This window comes from Streptomyces drozdowiczii (assembly GCF_026167665.1).
Taxonomy (GTDB): Bacteria; Actinomycetota; Actinomycetes; order Streptomycetales; family Streptomycetaceae; genus Streptomyces; species Streptomyces drozdowiczii_A.
The window spans coordinates 5,019,950-5,033,988 of the sequence record NZ_CP098740.1 but is presented as its reverse complement, the minus strand read 5'-3'; the positions used below and the strand labels follow the sequence as shown (position 1 = coordinate 5,033,988).

The window sequence follows — 14,039 nt, the reverse complement described above, 5'->3', positions numbered from 1 at the left end:
GGGAACGTCCGGTCTGCGGTCCGGAGCCCATTGCCGGAACCCAATGCGGTGCCCCGTCACGTCACGATGATCGGATTGGTGAGTGCGGCGGCGTGTCCGTTGGGGTGGCGGACCTCGATGCGGACGAATGCCGACTGCTCCGCTGTCGTGTTCCACCGCACCGCCCCCGCGCCGTCATCGGACAGCGATGCCTCGTGGACCTTGCCCCGGTCGGTGTGGACGCTGATGGTCCCCGCCGGGACGCCTCGTACGGCCGCGCGGACCTCCACCTGCCCGCCGTGAGTCGCCAGGCGCTCTCCCAGTCCGGCGACGCGATCATCGGCGCGGGCGGTGAACGACCCCTCCACGTCCACCGATTCGGCGATCCAGCTGCGGCCGGCGCGGATTCCTGCCAGGACTGCCGCGGTGCTCAGTTCCTCGGCGAGGACCACGGTGTGAGGGATGCCGATCTGCCCCTCCAGGTGGGTGTCGCTGTTGCCCATCGCCGGCCGCCACGAACCCGTACGGATGTCCGCCGCCAGGGACCGCGCCCACTCGGTCAGGGCCGCCTCGTTGTCGGCGTTCCAGGGGCGGTCCGACGTCCACAGTCCGTTCCAGACCTCCACCACGTCGAAGCCGGGGAACGGGAACATGAAGTCGCCCGAGGGGTACGGCGCATGCGGGTGCGCGGCCACGCACACGCCCCCTGTGCGATGGACCTGGTCCAGGCACGGGCCCAGCAGTCCGCCTCCCGCCTGGTGGTTCCAGTCGACCACCTCGCCCGGGGCGAGACCCAGGGCGAGCCAGTGCCCGGTCTTGGTGGTGACCTCCTCGCCGAGCAGGATCAAGAAGTCATCGGTGGCCAGATGACCCCAGGCGCCCGGCTTCGCGGCCGCGTTGTGCTCCGTGGTCGCGATGAAGTCGAGTCCGACGGCGCGCGCCCCGGCGGCCAGCTTGTCCGGGGTGAGCTCGCCGTCCGAGTGGACGGAGTGGACGTGGCAGTCCCCTCGGTACCAGGCCGCCCCACGCCCCGCCGCCCGCACCGGCGGAAAGTCCGAACTCGACATGCGCCCCCTCCTCCGCCGAGCGGCACCCCCAACGCGGGGGCGGGGCACCTCGGTTGTGCCAGGTGCCCCGCCCGCGTCGCGCTCTTCAAGCCGCCGCGCCTACAACACCGGCAGCAGCGCCTTCAGTTCGAAGGCGGTGACCTCGCTGCGGTATTCCTCCCACTCCCGCTTCTTGTTGCGGAGGAAGAAGTCGAAGACGTGCTCGCCCAGGGTTTCCGCGACCAGTTCGCTCTTCTCCATCAGGGAGATCGCCTCGCCCAGGTTCTGCGGGAGCGGTTCGATGCCCATCGCGCGGCGTTCCGCGTCGGAGAGGGCCCAGACGTCGTCGTCGGCGCCGGCCGGGAGTTCGTAGCCCTCCTCGATGCCCTTGAGGCCGGCGGCGAGGAGGACCGCGTACGTCAGGTACGGGTTGGCGCCGGAGTCGATGGAGCGGACCTCGACGCGGGCCGAGCCAGTCTTGCCGGGCTTGTACATCGGGACGCGGATCAGCGCGGAGCGGTTGTTGTGGCCCCAGCAGATGTACGAGGGGGCCTCGCCGCCGGCGCCCGCGGCGCGGGAGGAGCCGCCCCAGATGCGCTTGTAGGAGTTGACCCACTGGTTGGTGACGGCGGAGATCTCCGCAGCGTGGCGCAGGAGGCCCGCGATGAAGGAGCGGCCGACCTTGGAGAGCTGGTACTCCGCGCCGGACTCGTAGAACGCGTTGCGGTCGCCCTCGAAGAGGGAGAGGTGGGTGTGCATGCCCGAGCCCGGGTACTCCGAGAACGGCTTCGGCATGAACGTCGCCTGCACGCCCTGCTCCAGCGCCACCTGCTTCATGACAAGGCGGAACGTCATGATGTTGTCGGCCGTCGACAGCGCGTCCGCGTACCGCAGGTCGATCTCCTGCTGGCCCGGCGCACCCTCGTGGTGGCTGAACTCGACCGAGATGCCCATGGATTCGAGCATCGTGATCGCCTGGCGGCGGAAGTCCATGCCGACGTTCTGCGGGGTGTGGTCGAAGTAGCCGGAGCTGTCGGCCGGGGTCGGCCGGGTGCCGTCGACCGGCTTGTCCTTCAGGAGGAAGAACTCGATCTCCGGGTGGGTGTAGAAGGTGAAGCCCAGGTCCGAGGTCTTGGCCAGGATGCGCTTGAGCACGAAACGCGGGTCCGCGAAGGACGGTGAACCGTCCGGCATGAGGATGTCGCAGAACATCCGGGCCGTGCCCGGTGCCTCCGCGCGCCACGGCAGGATCTGGAACGTCCCCGGGTCCGGCTTGGCGATCATGTCCGACTCGTAGACCCGCGCGAAGCCCTCGATCGCGGAGCCGTCGAAGCCGATGCCCTCGTCAAACGCCTGTTCAAGCTCGGCCGGGGCGACCGCCACGGACTTCAGATACCCGAGCACATCGGTGAACCACAGCCGTACGAACCGGATGTCGCGTTCCTCAAGGGTCCTGAGGACGAATTCCTGCTGCTTGTCCATAGCCACATCCTTGCAGTTCAGACGGTCCGTGCTCCACCTCCCGGGGCTGGGGAGAGACTCCAGTATCACGACCCCGGATTTCCCCCAGATTACGCACCCGACGTGACATGGAGCACTCGGCCACCCACTACGATCGGCGCCCGTGGTGTGCACGGGCGGGAACCGCCCCCCGACACCGCCCAGCCCGGTCCCGTCCCCCTTCGCAGAAGGACCACACGACATGAGCTACGACCGCAGGGCCCGAATAGAGCAGATGCGCAACGCGGACCGCGCGCGGGACCGGCGCAACCGGATCCTGACCGTGAGCCTCAGCGCCGTCGTCGTCGCCGGGCTCGTCGCCTTCGGTTCGTACATGATCCTCGACAAGTCGGACTCGGACGGCTCGGACAGTTCGATGACCGCCGACGGGAAGGGCGGGACGCCCTCCGCCGGCGAGAAGGACGAGAACCTGGCCACCGGGCCGATCGAGGGCGAGAAGTCCTGGGACGCGAAGAAGCTCACCCGCAACCATGTGACCGACGCCGTCGACTACCCCATGAAGCCCCCGGTCGGCGGGGACCACGACCCGGTCTGGATGAACTGCGACGGCGAGGTCTACAAGAAGCCGATCCCCGACATGAACGCCGTGCACGCCCTGGAGCACGGTTCGGTCTGGGTGACGTACACCGGCGACGCGCCCGCCGCGGACGTGGCGAAGCTCGCGGACCGGGTCGCCAAGACGCCGTACTCGCTCATGAGCCCCTACAAGGACCAGGCCGGGGCGATCATGCTGACCGCCTGGGGCAAGCAGGTCACCGTGGACGGCGCGGACGACCCGCGCGTGGCGCGGTTCTTCGCGCATTACGTGCAGGGGCCGCAGACCCCCGAGCCGGGCGCCGCCTGCACGGGCGGCCGCGACGGGGAGTGATCCGGGCCGCCGAGGCGGCGCGTCCGGAAAGTTCCCTCGTACCGCAAATGCACCCGAATGGGCTACAGCGGTCGCATCCCCCGAACGGGCCCATGACGATGGGTTCGCTCGGGATGTACGTACGGCCGCCCCCTCGGTACGCAGGAGGAATCCCCCATGACCACCGCCAAGGACATCATGCACACCGGCGCCACCTGGATTCCGGCGCACGAGACCCTGGACCGCGCCGCCCAGCTGATGCGCGAGCACCACGTCGGGGCGCTGCCCATCTCGGCCAGCGGTGAGGACGACCGGATGATCGGCATCCTCACCGACCGCGACATCGTCGTCGGCTGCGTGGCGGAGGGGCGGGACCCGGCCGCGGTCACCGCCGGCGACCTCGCCCAGGGCACACCCCGCTGGATCGACGCGGACGCGGACGTGGAAGCGGTGCTGGAGGAGATGCGGAGCCACCAGATCCGCCGGCTCCCCGTCGTCGAGGACAAGAAGCTCGTCGGCATGATCAGCGAGGCGGATCTCGCCCGGCACCTCTCCGACGACCAGATCGCGGACTGGGCGGAACAGGTCTACGCGCGGACCGCCGCCGGCTGACCGGCCGCGCGCATCGCCCTTTCGCACGGCCCGCCGGGACATCGCGTCAGTCAGACGATTAGAGTGGGGCGCGTGCCTCAACTACGCCTCGCACTGAATCAGATCGACTCGACCGTCGGCGACCTCGCCGGCAACGCCGAGGCGATCGTCCACTGGACCCGGCACTCCGCCGAACAGGGCGCCCACTTCGTGGCGTTCCCCGAGATGGTGCTGACCGGCTACCCCGTCGAGGACCTGGCCCTGCGGTCTTCCTTCGTCGAGGCGTCGCGCGCGGCGCTGCGCGCGCTCGCCGCCCGCCTCGACGCGGAGGGCTTCGGGGAGATCCCGGTCCTCGTCGGCTACCTCGACCGCTCGGAGTTCGCGGCGGAGCGCTACGGCCAGCCGGCCGGGTCGCCGCGCAACGCGGCCGCGGTGCTGCACCGCGGCGGGATCGCGCTGAACTTCGCCAAGCACCATCTGCCGAACTACGGCGTCTTCGACGAGTTCCGGTACTTCGTGCCGGGCGACTCGATGCCGGTCGTACGCGTTCACGGCATCGATGTCGCCCTCGCGATCTGCGAGGACCTGTGGCAGGACGGCGGCCGCGTCCCGGCCGCGCGCGCCGCCGGGGCCGGGCTGCTGCTGTCGGTCAACGCCTCGCCGTACGAGCGGGACAAGGACGACACCCGGCTGGAACTGGTCCGCAAGCGCGCCCGTGAGGCCGGCTGCACGACCGCCTACCTCGCGATGATCGGCGGCCAGGACGAGCTGGTCTTCGACGGCGACTCGATCGTGGTCGACCGGGAGGGCGAGGTCATCGCCCGCGCCCCGCAGTTCGCCGAGGGCAGCGTGATCCTGGATCTGGAGCTGCCCGCCGCCCCGGCCGAGGCGCCCTCGGGCGTGGTGGACGACGGGCTGCGGATCGACCACGTCGTCCTCTCCGAGGAGCCGCTGCCGCCGTACGAGGCGGAGCTGGCGGGCGGTTACGCGGACCGGCTGGACGACGACGAGGAGCTGTACACGGCCCTCGTGGTCGGCCTGCGGGCCTACGCCGCGAAGAACGGCTTCAACAGCGTGCTCATCGGGCTCTCCGGGGGCATCGACTCGGCGCTCGTCGCCGCGATCGCCTGCGACGCGCTCGGTGCGCAGCAGGTGTACGGGGTCTCGATGCCGTCGAAGTACTCCTCCGACCACTCCAAGGGCGACGCGGCCGAGCTGGCGCGGCGCACCGGGCTCAACTTCCGGACCGTGCCGATCGAGCCGATGTTCGACGCGTACATGGGTTCGCTGGGGCTCACCGGGCTCGCCGAGGAGAACCTCCAGTCGCGGCTGCGCGGCACGATGCTGATGGCCATCTCCAACCAGGAGGGCCAGATCGTCCTGGCCCCCGGCAACAAGTCGGAGCTGGCGGTCGGGTACTCGACGCTGTACGGGGACTCCGTCGGGGCGTACGGGCCGATCAAGGACGTGTACAAGACGTCGGTGTTCCGGCTGGCCAAGTGGCGCAACCGGGCCGCCGAGGAGCGCGGGCAGACCCCGCCGATCCCGGAGGCGTCCATCACGAAGCCGCCGAGCGCGGAGCTGCGGCCGGGGCAGGTGGACACGGACTCCCTGCCGGACTACGACGTGCTCGACCGCATCCTGGAGCTGTACGTGGACCGGGACCAGGGTCTCGAAGCGATCGTCGCGGCCGGGTTCGACCGGGCGCTGGTGGCGAAGACGCTGCGGATGGTCGACACGGCCGAGTACAAGCGGCGGCAGTATCCGCCGGGGACGAAGATCTCGCCGAAGGGGTTCGGGAAGGACCGGCGGCTGCCGATCACGAATCGGTGGCGCGAGGCCGGCTGACGCCGGCGGGTCCCTGATACGCGAGCCCGTCCGGGGCTGGGGCTTTGTCCTCAAGCGCCGGACGGGCTGGATGTGGCCGGTCTCGGTGGTCAGGTGCGGTCCGTCGTGGCCGAGGTCTTGTCCTCAAGCGCCGGACGGGCTGGGTTCTGGCTCGCCACCACCTTCGACGTGCCGCGCTCGTGGTCCAGCGCTCCCGCCGTCGCCGCGATCGCCAGGCCCGCCAGGGCCAGGGCCGCGCCCACTACGGCGGGGGACGTCCAGCCCCAGCCCGCCGCGATCGCCGCGCCGCCGAGCCACGCGCCGCCCGCGTTGGCCAGGTTGAAGGCGGAGTGGTTGGAGGCGGAGGCCAGGGTGGGGGCGTCCTTGGCCTTGTTCATGACCAGCATCTGGAGCGGCGTGGTCGTCATGAAGCCGACCGCGCCCAGCAGCACCACCATCACCAGCGCCGCCCACTTGATGTGCGCCGCCAGCGGGAAGACCGCCAGGACCACGGCGAGGGCGCCCAGGGAGCCGTACAGCGTCGGGCGCAGGGCCCGGTCCGTGAGCGGGCCGGCGGCCAGGGCGCCCAGGGTCATGCCGATGCCGAAGAGCGCGAGCACCGGCGTCACGGCGGATTCGCCGAAGCCCATGGCCTTCGTGGTCATCGCGGAAAGGTAGGAGTAGACCGCGAACACGCCGGCGAAGCCGAAGACCGCGGTGAGGAGGCCGAGCAGGACCTGCCGGTTGCCGAGCGCCCGCAGCTCGTGGCGCACGTTCTGCCGGGCCTCCACGGGGATCTGCGGGACGAGCCGGGCGAGGGCCGCCATCGCGCAGACGCCGATGGCCGCGACGACCAGGAAGGTGGCCCGCCAGCCGAGGTGCTGGCCGAGCAGGGTGGCCGCCGGTACGCCGACGATGTTGGCGACCGTCAGGCCGAGGAACATCGTCGCGACGGCCCGCGCCCGGCGCCCCTCGGGCACGAGGCGGGAGGCGACGACGGCCCCGACGCCGAAGAAGGCGCCGTGCGGCAGCCCGGCCAGGAGCCGGCCCGCGATCAGCCAGCCGAAGCCCGGGGCGAGCGCGGAGGCGAGGTTGCCGACGGTGAAGAGGGCCATCAGGAGCAGGAGCATCCGCTTGCGCGGGACGCGGGAGCCGACGGCGGTCAGCAGCGGGGCGCCGATCACCACACCGATCGCGTACGCCGACACGAGGTAGCCCGCGGTGGGGACGGAGGTGCCGAGGTCGTCCGCGACATCGGGCAGCAGGCCCATCATCACGAACTCGGTGGTGCCGATGCCGAAGGCGCTCACGGCCAGCGCGAGCAGGGCCAGGGGCATGAGGAGAGACCTTTCCGCTTCAGGGCCCCCCGCCGCAGCCCGGCGGGGCCCGGTCGGGGCCTGCGGACACGCGGAGAGGGCGGGAGGGGACGTGGTCGTACGCACGCCCGCGCGGTCCGCCGGTCGGCGGGGCGCACGGCGGCGGACCGGCCTCGTCGCCGGCGACCTTGTTCCCGTACGGAACAAAGTCTCTCAGAGAAGTGGGGAGATCCGGTAAACGGCTCGTTGCGTCAGAGTTTGACGCGGGCGGCGATCGGGAGGTGGTCGCTGCCGGTGGCGGGGAGCGTCCAGGAGGACATCGGCTCGACGCCCTTGACCATGATCTGGTCGATCCGGGCCATCGGGAACTTCGCGGGCCAGCTGAACCCGAAGCCGTCGCCGGCCGCGCCCTGCGTGGAGCGCATCTGCGAGGTGACCGCCTTGAGCGCGCGGTCGTTCATCGTGCCGTTGAGGTCGCCGAGCAGGGCGACGCGGGCGAGCGGTTCGCGGGAGATGGCCTTGCCGAGGGCGTCGGCGCTCTGGTCGCGCTGGTTGGCGGTGAAGCCGGCGTGGAGCTTGACGCGTACGGACGGCAGGTGCGCCACGTAGACCGCGAGGGGCCCCTCGGGCGTCGCGACGGTGGTCCGCATCGCGCGGACCCAGCCCATCTTGAGGTCCACCGGCCGGGTGTCGCTCAGCGGGTACTTGCTCCAGAGGCCCACGGTGCCCTGCACCGAGTGGTACCGGAAGCGCCCTTCGAGCGCCTTCTCGTACGCCGCCACCTTGCCGGCGGGCAGCTCCTGGAGGGCGACGACGTCCGCGCCGGAACCCGCGACCTGGTCGGCGGTGGCGGCCGGGTCGGGGTTGTCCGCGTTGACGTTGTGCGTGGCGACGGTCAGGTCGCCGCCGCTGCCGGACTTGTCCGCGAACAGGCCGCCGAACATGTTGAGCCAGACCACCACCGGCAGCACCAGCGCCACCACCGCGGTCGCCGAGCGGCGCACCAGGCCGAGGACCAGCAGCAGCGGGATGAGCACGCCGATCCAGGGCAGGAACGTCTCCGTGAGGCTGCCCAGGTTGCCGATGGTGTTGGGGATCCGGGAGTGGAAGGCCATCACGAGCGTCAGCAGGACCGCCCAGCAGGCCAGGACGATCCCGCGCCGCCAGACCCCGGGGTCCCGGAGGGTCCGGGCCAGTCTGTCGCGCAGGTCCCGGAAGCGGGAGCCGGAGCGCTGCGGTCCCACGCCGTTCCCGGTGTCCGCCCTGTACGCCTGCACCATCGCGCTGTCCTCACTGCCTTGCCGTACACATCGCCGCGTCCCCGACCCTAGGGGATGCGCGATGCCTTTCATGCCGCCTGTGGCGGTCGTACTGCCACGAGGACGTGGGAGGCGGCTCCGGCAGTTCCGCAGGAGCGGGAATCGCGGTGCTCTGTGACGTAACGATCACATCCGTCCGCGCCGGGGCGCGAGACCCTCCATCGCCAGGGCGATGATGCGGTCGGCGAGATCCTCGGGCAGCGGCGCGTCGGGCCGGTGGATGGTGCGTACGAGCATGGGGCCGAGGAACAGGTCGTCCATCAGCTCCACGTCCGTGTCGTCCCGCAGCTCGCCCGCCTCGACGGCGCGTCGGACGGCGGCGACCATGGCGAGGCGGCGGGGGGCGATCACGGTGCACTGGTACTCGTGCCAGAGCTTGGGGTGGCTCTTCATCTGCGCGAACACGTTGTGCAGCAGTACGGAGGAGCGCTGGGCGAGGCCGCGTTTGCGCATCGACTCCAGCAGGACGCGGAGGTCGCCGAGGCCGCCGGTGCCGGAGACCTCGGGTTCCGGGGGCTCGATGGCGCGGAGCACGTCGACGAAGAGCTCCTCCTTGCCCGCCCAGCGCCGGTAGATGGTGGCCTTGCCGACCCCGGCGGTGCGGGCGATGCGCTCGATGGAGAGCGCGGCGAGGGGTTCGCCGGCCTCCAGCAGCTCCACGACGGCGTCCAGGATGGCCGCCTCGGCCGCGGCGCTGCGCGGCCGTCCCCGGCGCGGCTCGGAGTCGTCCCCGGGTCCCGGAGGGCCGGGAACCTCGCCGGACCGCTCGTCCGGTGCCTGAGCCTGCACAGTGAAACCACCTTTCGCCGCCCCGATTCTCGCCGACGCGGAAGAGGGCCGGCTCCCACGGGTGAACCGGGCCGCGTGACACGGCCCGGTTCACCCGGAAGGTTCAGCCGGGCGTCATCGTTCGGCGCCCGCCGGGGCGGGGCGCTCCTCGTCGCGTGCGGCCCGGGGCGCGGCCGGTTCGCGGCCCGGCAGCCACAGGGCGACGACGAGCGTGCCGACGAGGGCGACGGCGGCCGAGCCGAGGGCCGTGACGTGCATGGCGCTCATGAAGGCGTCGTGCGCGGCGGTGACCAGCGGGGTGCCCTTGGGGCCCAGCTTCTCCGCGATGGCGAGGGTGGCCTCGATGGACTCCCCCGCCGCGTCCCGGGCCCCGGCGGGCAGGGCGCCGAGGTGGCCCTCGATGTCGCCCCGGTAGACGGTGGACAGCACCGAGCCGAGCACGGCGATCCCGAGCGCGCCGCCGACCTGGCGGAACGTGTTGTTGACGGCCGAGCCGGAGCCGGCCTTCTCGCGCGGCAGGGCCTGCATCACGGCGACGGTGACCGGCGGCATGACGTGGGCCATGCCGGTGCCTTGGACGAAGAAGACGACGCACATGATCCAGACGGGCGTGTCGGCGTCGAAGAGCGCGAAGGCGGCCAGGCCGAGGGCGACGGCCAGCATGCCCGCCGTGCAGACGGCGCGGGCGCCGAAGCGGGCGACGACGATCCGGGCGCGGGGCGCGAAGAGCATCTGGGCCACGGCCAGCGGCAGGATCAGCAGCCCGGACTGGAGGGCGCTCCAGCCGCGGACGCTCTGCATGTAGAAGGCGGAGAAGAAGGTGACGCCCATCAGCGCGAAGAAGACCAGCGCGATCGCGGCGACGGCGGCGGAGAACGCGGGCTTCTTGAAGTAGGAGACGTCGATCGCCGGGCTGGCGCTGCGCTTCTCGTGGAGGACGAAGACCGCCAGGACGGCGAGGCCGCCGATGACCGGGAGGAGGACGGAGACGTCGGTGAAGTCGGCGAGCTCGCCGCCCCGGATGATGCCGTACACCAGCAGCACCAGGCCGATGATGGAGAGCACCACACCGAGCGGGTCGAGCCGGCCCGGCTTCGGGTCCTTCGAGTCCGGCACGAGCAGGACCATGGCGACCAGCGCGATGATCACCACGGGGACGTTGACCAGGAAGATCGAGCCCCACCAGAAGTGTTCGAGGAGCAGGCCGCCGGTGATCGGGCCGATCGCGATGCCGAGGCCGACGCTGCCGGCCCAGATGCCGATCGCCTTGGGCTGCTCGTCGCGCTCGAAGACGTTCATCAGGACGGCGAGCGTGGCCGGCATGACGAAGGCGGCGCCGAAGCCCATCAGGGCGCGCCAGGTGATGAGCTGGCCGGGCGAGTCGGACATGGCGGCGAGGGCGGAGCCGATGCCGAAGAGGGTGATGCCGAAGAGCAGGACCTTCTTGCGGCCGAGGCGGTCGCCGAGCAGGCCGGCGGTGAAGAGCAGGCCGGCGAAGACGAGCGTGTAGGAGTTGATCGCCCACTCCAGCTCGCTCTGGGTGGCGCCGATGCCGGTGGGCGAAGGGGAGGCGATCGTCTTGACGGCGACGTTCAGGATCGAGTTGTCCAGCACCACGATGAGCAGGCTGAACATCAGGACCACGAGAATCGCCCAGCGGCGGCGGTGGACCGCCTCCGGTATCTGGGACACGGCGGGAGCGCCGGAGGGTGTGGACATGAGGAGCAGCCTAGACGCATTGCGATACGAGACCGTCTCGTATTGTAAAAGCTTTACCGAGGGCAGGTCCGGGGGCCCGGCCGTGCGGCCCACTTCCCGCGACAGGCTCCGGGATGCCACCATGGAAGAGATCCGGGGACGCCGTCAGGGCGCCTCGAGATGACGAAGGAGTCACCTGCCATGTCGCTTCAGGCTGCGCAGAACCAGTCCGCCACCCCCGCGGGTGCCCCCTCCGACAGCAGCAAGGCGCTGTACGGGGGCAAGAGCAACCGCCGGGTCACCGTCCACGACATCGCCGCCGCCACCGCCCGCGGCGAGAAGTGGCCCATGCTCACCGCCTACGACGCGATGACCGCGTCCGTCTTCGACGAGGCCGGCATCCCGGTCATGCTCGTCGGCGACTCCATGGGCAACTGTCACCTCGGCTACGACACCACCGTGCCCGTCACGATGGACGAGATCGCCATCCTGTCCGCCGCCGTCGTCCGGGGCACCAAGCGCGCCCTGATCGTCGCGGACCTCCCCTTCGGGGCGTACCAGGAGAGCCCGGTCCAGGCCCTGCGCAACGCCACCCGGCTCATCAAGGAGTCCGGTGTCGGCGCGGTCAAGCTGGAGGGCGGCGAGCGCAGCCACGAGCAGATCAAGCTGCTGGTCGACGCCGGAATCCCGGTCATGGCCCACATCGGCCTGACCCCGCAGTCCGTGAACGCGATGGGCTACCGGGTCCAGGGCCGGGGCGAGGAGGCCGCCCAGCAGATGCTGCGCGACGCCAAGGCCGTGCAGGACGCGGGCGCCTTCGCCGTCGTCCTGGAGCTCGTACCGGCCGAGCTGGCCGCCGAGGTCACCCGCATCCTGCACATCCCGACGATCGGGATCGGCGCGGGTCCGGAGACCGACGCGCAGGTGCTGGTCTACACCGACATGGTCGGGCTGACCGGCGGCAAGGTGCCGCGCTTCACCAAGCAGTACGCCGACCTCCGGCAGATCCTCGGCGACGCCGCGAAGGCGTACGCGGAGGAGGTCGTCGGCGGCACGTTCCCGGCCCCGGAGCACACCTTCCACTGAGGCCGTGGGGGTGCGCCCCACCGACCACCACCGGTAACGACGACAGCCCGCCGACTTCCCCCATCGGCGGGCTGTCGGCCGTTGTCGGTGGCCGCGGGCGGGCTGTCGGTCCGCTGTAGGCGGCCTGTCGGTGGCGGCTGGTCTGATAGTCGGCATGACGCGAATCGACAAGAACCCCCAGCACGGCGGGAACGCCGTAGAGGTGCGGGGACTGGTCAAGCACTACGGCGAGACCAAGGCCCTGGACGGCGTGGACCTCGATGTGCGCGAGGGCACCGTCCTCGGCGTGCTCGGCCCCAACGGCGCCGGCAAGACCACCCTCGTACGCTGCCTCTCCACGCTCATCACGCCCGACGCCGGGACCGCGGTCGTCGCCGGCTTCGACGTGGTGAAGCAGCCCCGCGCACTGCGCCGCACGATCGGCCTCACCGGCCAGTACGCCTCGGTCGACGAGAAGCTCTCCGGCTGGGAGAACCTCTACATGATCGGGCGGCTGCTCGACCTGCCCCGCAAGAAGGCGCGGGCCCGGGCCGACGAGCTGCTGGAGCGCTTCTCGCTCACCGACGCGGCGAAGAAGGCCGCGATGGAGTACTCCGGCGGGATGCGCCGCCGGCTCGACCTGGCCGCCTCCATGATCGGCAGCCCGGCCGTCCTCTACCTGGACGAGCCGACGACGGGGCTCGACCCCCGTACCCGTAACGAGGTCTGGGACGAGGTGCAGCGCATGGTCGCGGAGGGGGCGACCGTGCTCCTCACCACCCAGTACATGGAAGAGGCCGAACAGCTGGCCAACGAGCTGACCGTCATCGACAAGGGCCGGATCATCGCCCGCGGCGGTGTGAACGAGCTGAAGGCCAAGGTCGGCGGCCGCACCCTGCAGATCCGCCCCTCGGACCCGGCCGAGCTGGCCCCGATGGCGCAGGCGCTGCGGGAGACCGGCCTGGACGGTGTCGCGGGCGCGCAGGCGGTCCCGGACGAGGGCCTGCTCTACGTACCGATCCTCAGCGACGAGCAGCTGACCGCCGTCATCGGCCTGCTCGGCACCCGGGGCTTCTCGCTGGCGCACGTCGCCACCGCGCTGCCCAGCCTGGACGAGGTGTTCCTCGCCATCACCGGCGACAAGGCCACCGTCACCGACACGATCCCCGAGGAGGTCGCGGCATGAGCACGACGACTCTGACGCCCACCCCCACCGACACGCCCGTCTCCGCGCCGGCCGCCAAGCTCCACGACGAGGGCGGCATCGGACTGCGGAACAACCTGCGCCACATCGGGGCGCTGGTCCGGCGCAATCTGCTCCAGATCAAGAAGGATCCGGAGTCGATGTTCGACGCGCTGCTGATGCCCGTCATCTTCGTGCTGCTGTTCGTGTACGTCTTCGGCGGCTCGGTCGGCGGCAGCATGGGCGGCGGCCGGCAGGAATACCTGAACTACCTGATTCCCGGGCTGATGGCGATGATGGGCATGAACATCGCCATGGCCGTCGGCAGCGGTGTCAACGACGACTTCCGCAAGGGGGTCATGGACCGCTTCCGTACGATGCCGATCGCGCGCTCCTCGGTGCTGGTCGCCAAGATCGTGGTCGAACTCGGCCGGATGATGGTCGCCACGCTCATCCTGCTCGGCATGGGCTTCGCCCTCGGCATGCAGCTCCACGGCTCGGTGCTCGGCCTGATCGCGGCGATCGGTCTGTCGGCCGCGTTCGGCGCCGCGATCATGTGGATCTTCATCCTGCTCGGCCTGGCCATGAAGACGTCCCAGGCGGTTCAGGGAATGGGGATGCTGGTCATGATGCCGCTCCAGTTCGGTTCCTCGATCTTCGCCCCGCCGACGACGATGCCCGGCTGGCTCCAGACGTTCACCGACTACAACCCGCTGTCGAATCTGGCGGACGCGGCGCGCGGCCTCATGATGGGGACCTCGCTCGGCCACTCGGTCTGGCTGACGCTCGGCTGGGCCGTGGTCATCACGGCGGCCGTGGCACCGCTCGCGGTCTCCAAGTTCCGCAAGAAGTCCTGAC

The 14,039-nt window shown here is 70.9% G+C and carries 12 protein-coding genes; 6 read left to right on the top strand and 6 right to left on the bottom strand.

What is annotated here, in order from left to right; all coding sequences use genetic code 11:
• Window positions 1-56: 56 nt before the first annotated feature.
• Window positions 57-1,046 (bottom strand): CehA/McbA family metallohydrolase, encoded by a 990-nt coding sequence (locus tag NEH16_RS22910; protein WP_265544657.1) that lies wholly within the window; start codon window positions 1,044-1,046, stop codon window positions 57-59.
• Window positions 1,047-1,145: 99 nt separating this feature from the next.
• Window positions 1,146-2,507 (bottom strand): type I glutamate--ammonia ligase, encoded by a 1,362-nt coding sequence (gene glnA, locus NEH16_RS22905; RefSeq protein WP_018103490.1) that lies wholly within the window; start codon window positions 2,505-2,507, stop codon window positions 1,146-1,148.
• 220 nt (window positions 2,508-2,727) lie between these two features.
• Between glnA and NEH16_RS22900 the strand changes: the two genes are divergently transcribed.
• The 3 genes from NEH16_RS22900 (at window position 2,728) to NEH16_RS22890 (ending at window position 5,832) form a co-directional block, all read left to right on the top strand.
• Window positions 2,728-3,414 (top strand): DUF3105 domain-containing protein, encoded by a 687-nt coding sequence (locus NEH16_RS22900; RefSeq protein WP_265544656.1) that lies wholly within the window; start codon window positions 2,728-2,730, stop codon window positions 3,412-3,414.
• 156 nt (window positions 3,415-3,570) lie between these two features.
• Window positions 3,571-4,005: a CBS domain-containing protein gene (locus NEH16_RS22895; RefSeq protein ID WP_073965450.1), complete on the top strand. Its 435-nt coding sequence runs from the start codon at window positions 3,571-3,573 to the stop codon at window positions 4,003-4,005.
• 72 nt (window positions 4,006-4,077) lie between these two features.
• The gene (locus NEH16_RS22890; protein WP_265544654.1) at window positions 4,078-5,832 is read left to right on the top strand and encodes an NAD+ synthase; all 1,755 of its coding nucleotides are present in this window, start codon (window positions 4,078-4,080) and stop codon (window positions 5,830-5,832) included.
• Between the two features lie 89 nt (window positions 5,833-5,921).
• Here the strand turns inward: NEH16_RS22890 and NEH16_RS22885 are convergent, their stop codons facing one another.
• The 4 genes from NEH16_RS22885 to NEH16_RS22870 form a co-directional block, all read right to left on the bottom strand.
• Complete coding sequence (locus NEH16_RS22885) at window positions 5,922-7,148, bottom strand: MFS transporter (protein ID WP_265544653.1); 1,227 nt, start codon at window positions 7,146-7,148, stop codon at window positions 5,922-5,924.
• Window positions 7,149-7,378: 230 nt separating this feature from the next.
• Window positions 7,379-8,407, bottom strand: coding sequence for an endonuclease/exonuclease/phosphatase family protein (locus NEH16_RS22880; RefSeq protein ID WP_265544652.1), 1,029 nt, complete (start codon window positions 8,405-8,407; stop codon window positions 7,379-7,381).
• Window positions 8,408-8,572: 165 nt separating this feature from the next.
• A complete protein-coding gene (locus NEH16_RS22875; protein WP_073965444.1) occupies window positions 8,573-9,235 on the bottom strand; it encodes a TetR/AcrR family transcriptional regulator in 663 nt (220 codons plus the stop codon).
• A gap of 114 nt (window positions 9,236-9,349) precedes the next feature.
• The gene (locus NEH16_RS22870) at window positions 9,350-10,954 is read right to left on the bottom strand and encodes an MFS transporter (protein WP_265544651.1); all 1,605 of its coding nucleotides are present in this window, start codon (window positions 10,952-10,954) and stop codon (window positions 9,350-9,352) included.
• Window positions 10,955-11,134: 180 nt separating this feature from the next.
• On the opposite strand from NEH16_RS22870, the gene panB reads away from it, so the two are divergent.
• From panB to NEH16_RS22855, 3 genes are all read left to right on the top strand, one after another.
• Complete coding sequence (gene panB / locus NEH16_RS22865; RefSeq protein ID WP_073965442.1) at window positions 11,135-12,019, top strand: 3-methyl-2-oxobutanoate hydroxymethyltransferase; 885 nt, start codon at window positions 11,135-11,137, stop codon at window positions 12,017-12,019.
• A 154-nt stretch (window positions 12,020-12,173) separates the two neighbouring features.
• Window positions 12,174-13,184, top strand: coding sequence for an ATP-binding cassette domain-containing protein (locus tag NEH16_RS22860; RefSeq protein WP_073965441.1), 1,011 nt, complete (start codon window positions 12,174-12,176; stop codon window positions 13,182-13,184).
• Entirely contained in the window at window positions 13,181-14,038 is an 858-nt protein-coding gene (locus tag NEH16_RS22855) for an ABC transporter permease (protein ID WP_073965440.1), read from the top strand. The genes NEH16_RS22860 and NEH16_RS22855 overlap by 4 nt, the downstream gene beginning before the upstream one ends.
• The last annotated feature ends 1 nt before the right edge of the window (window position 14,039 follow it).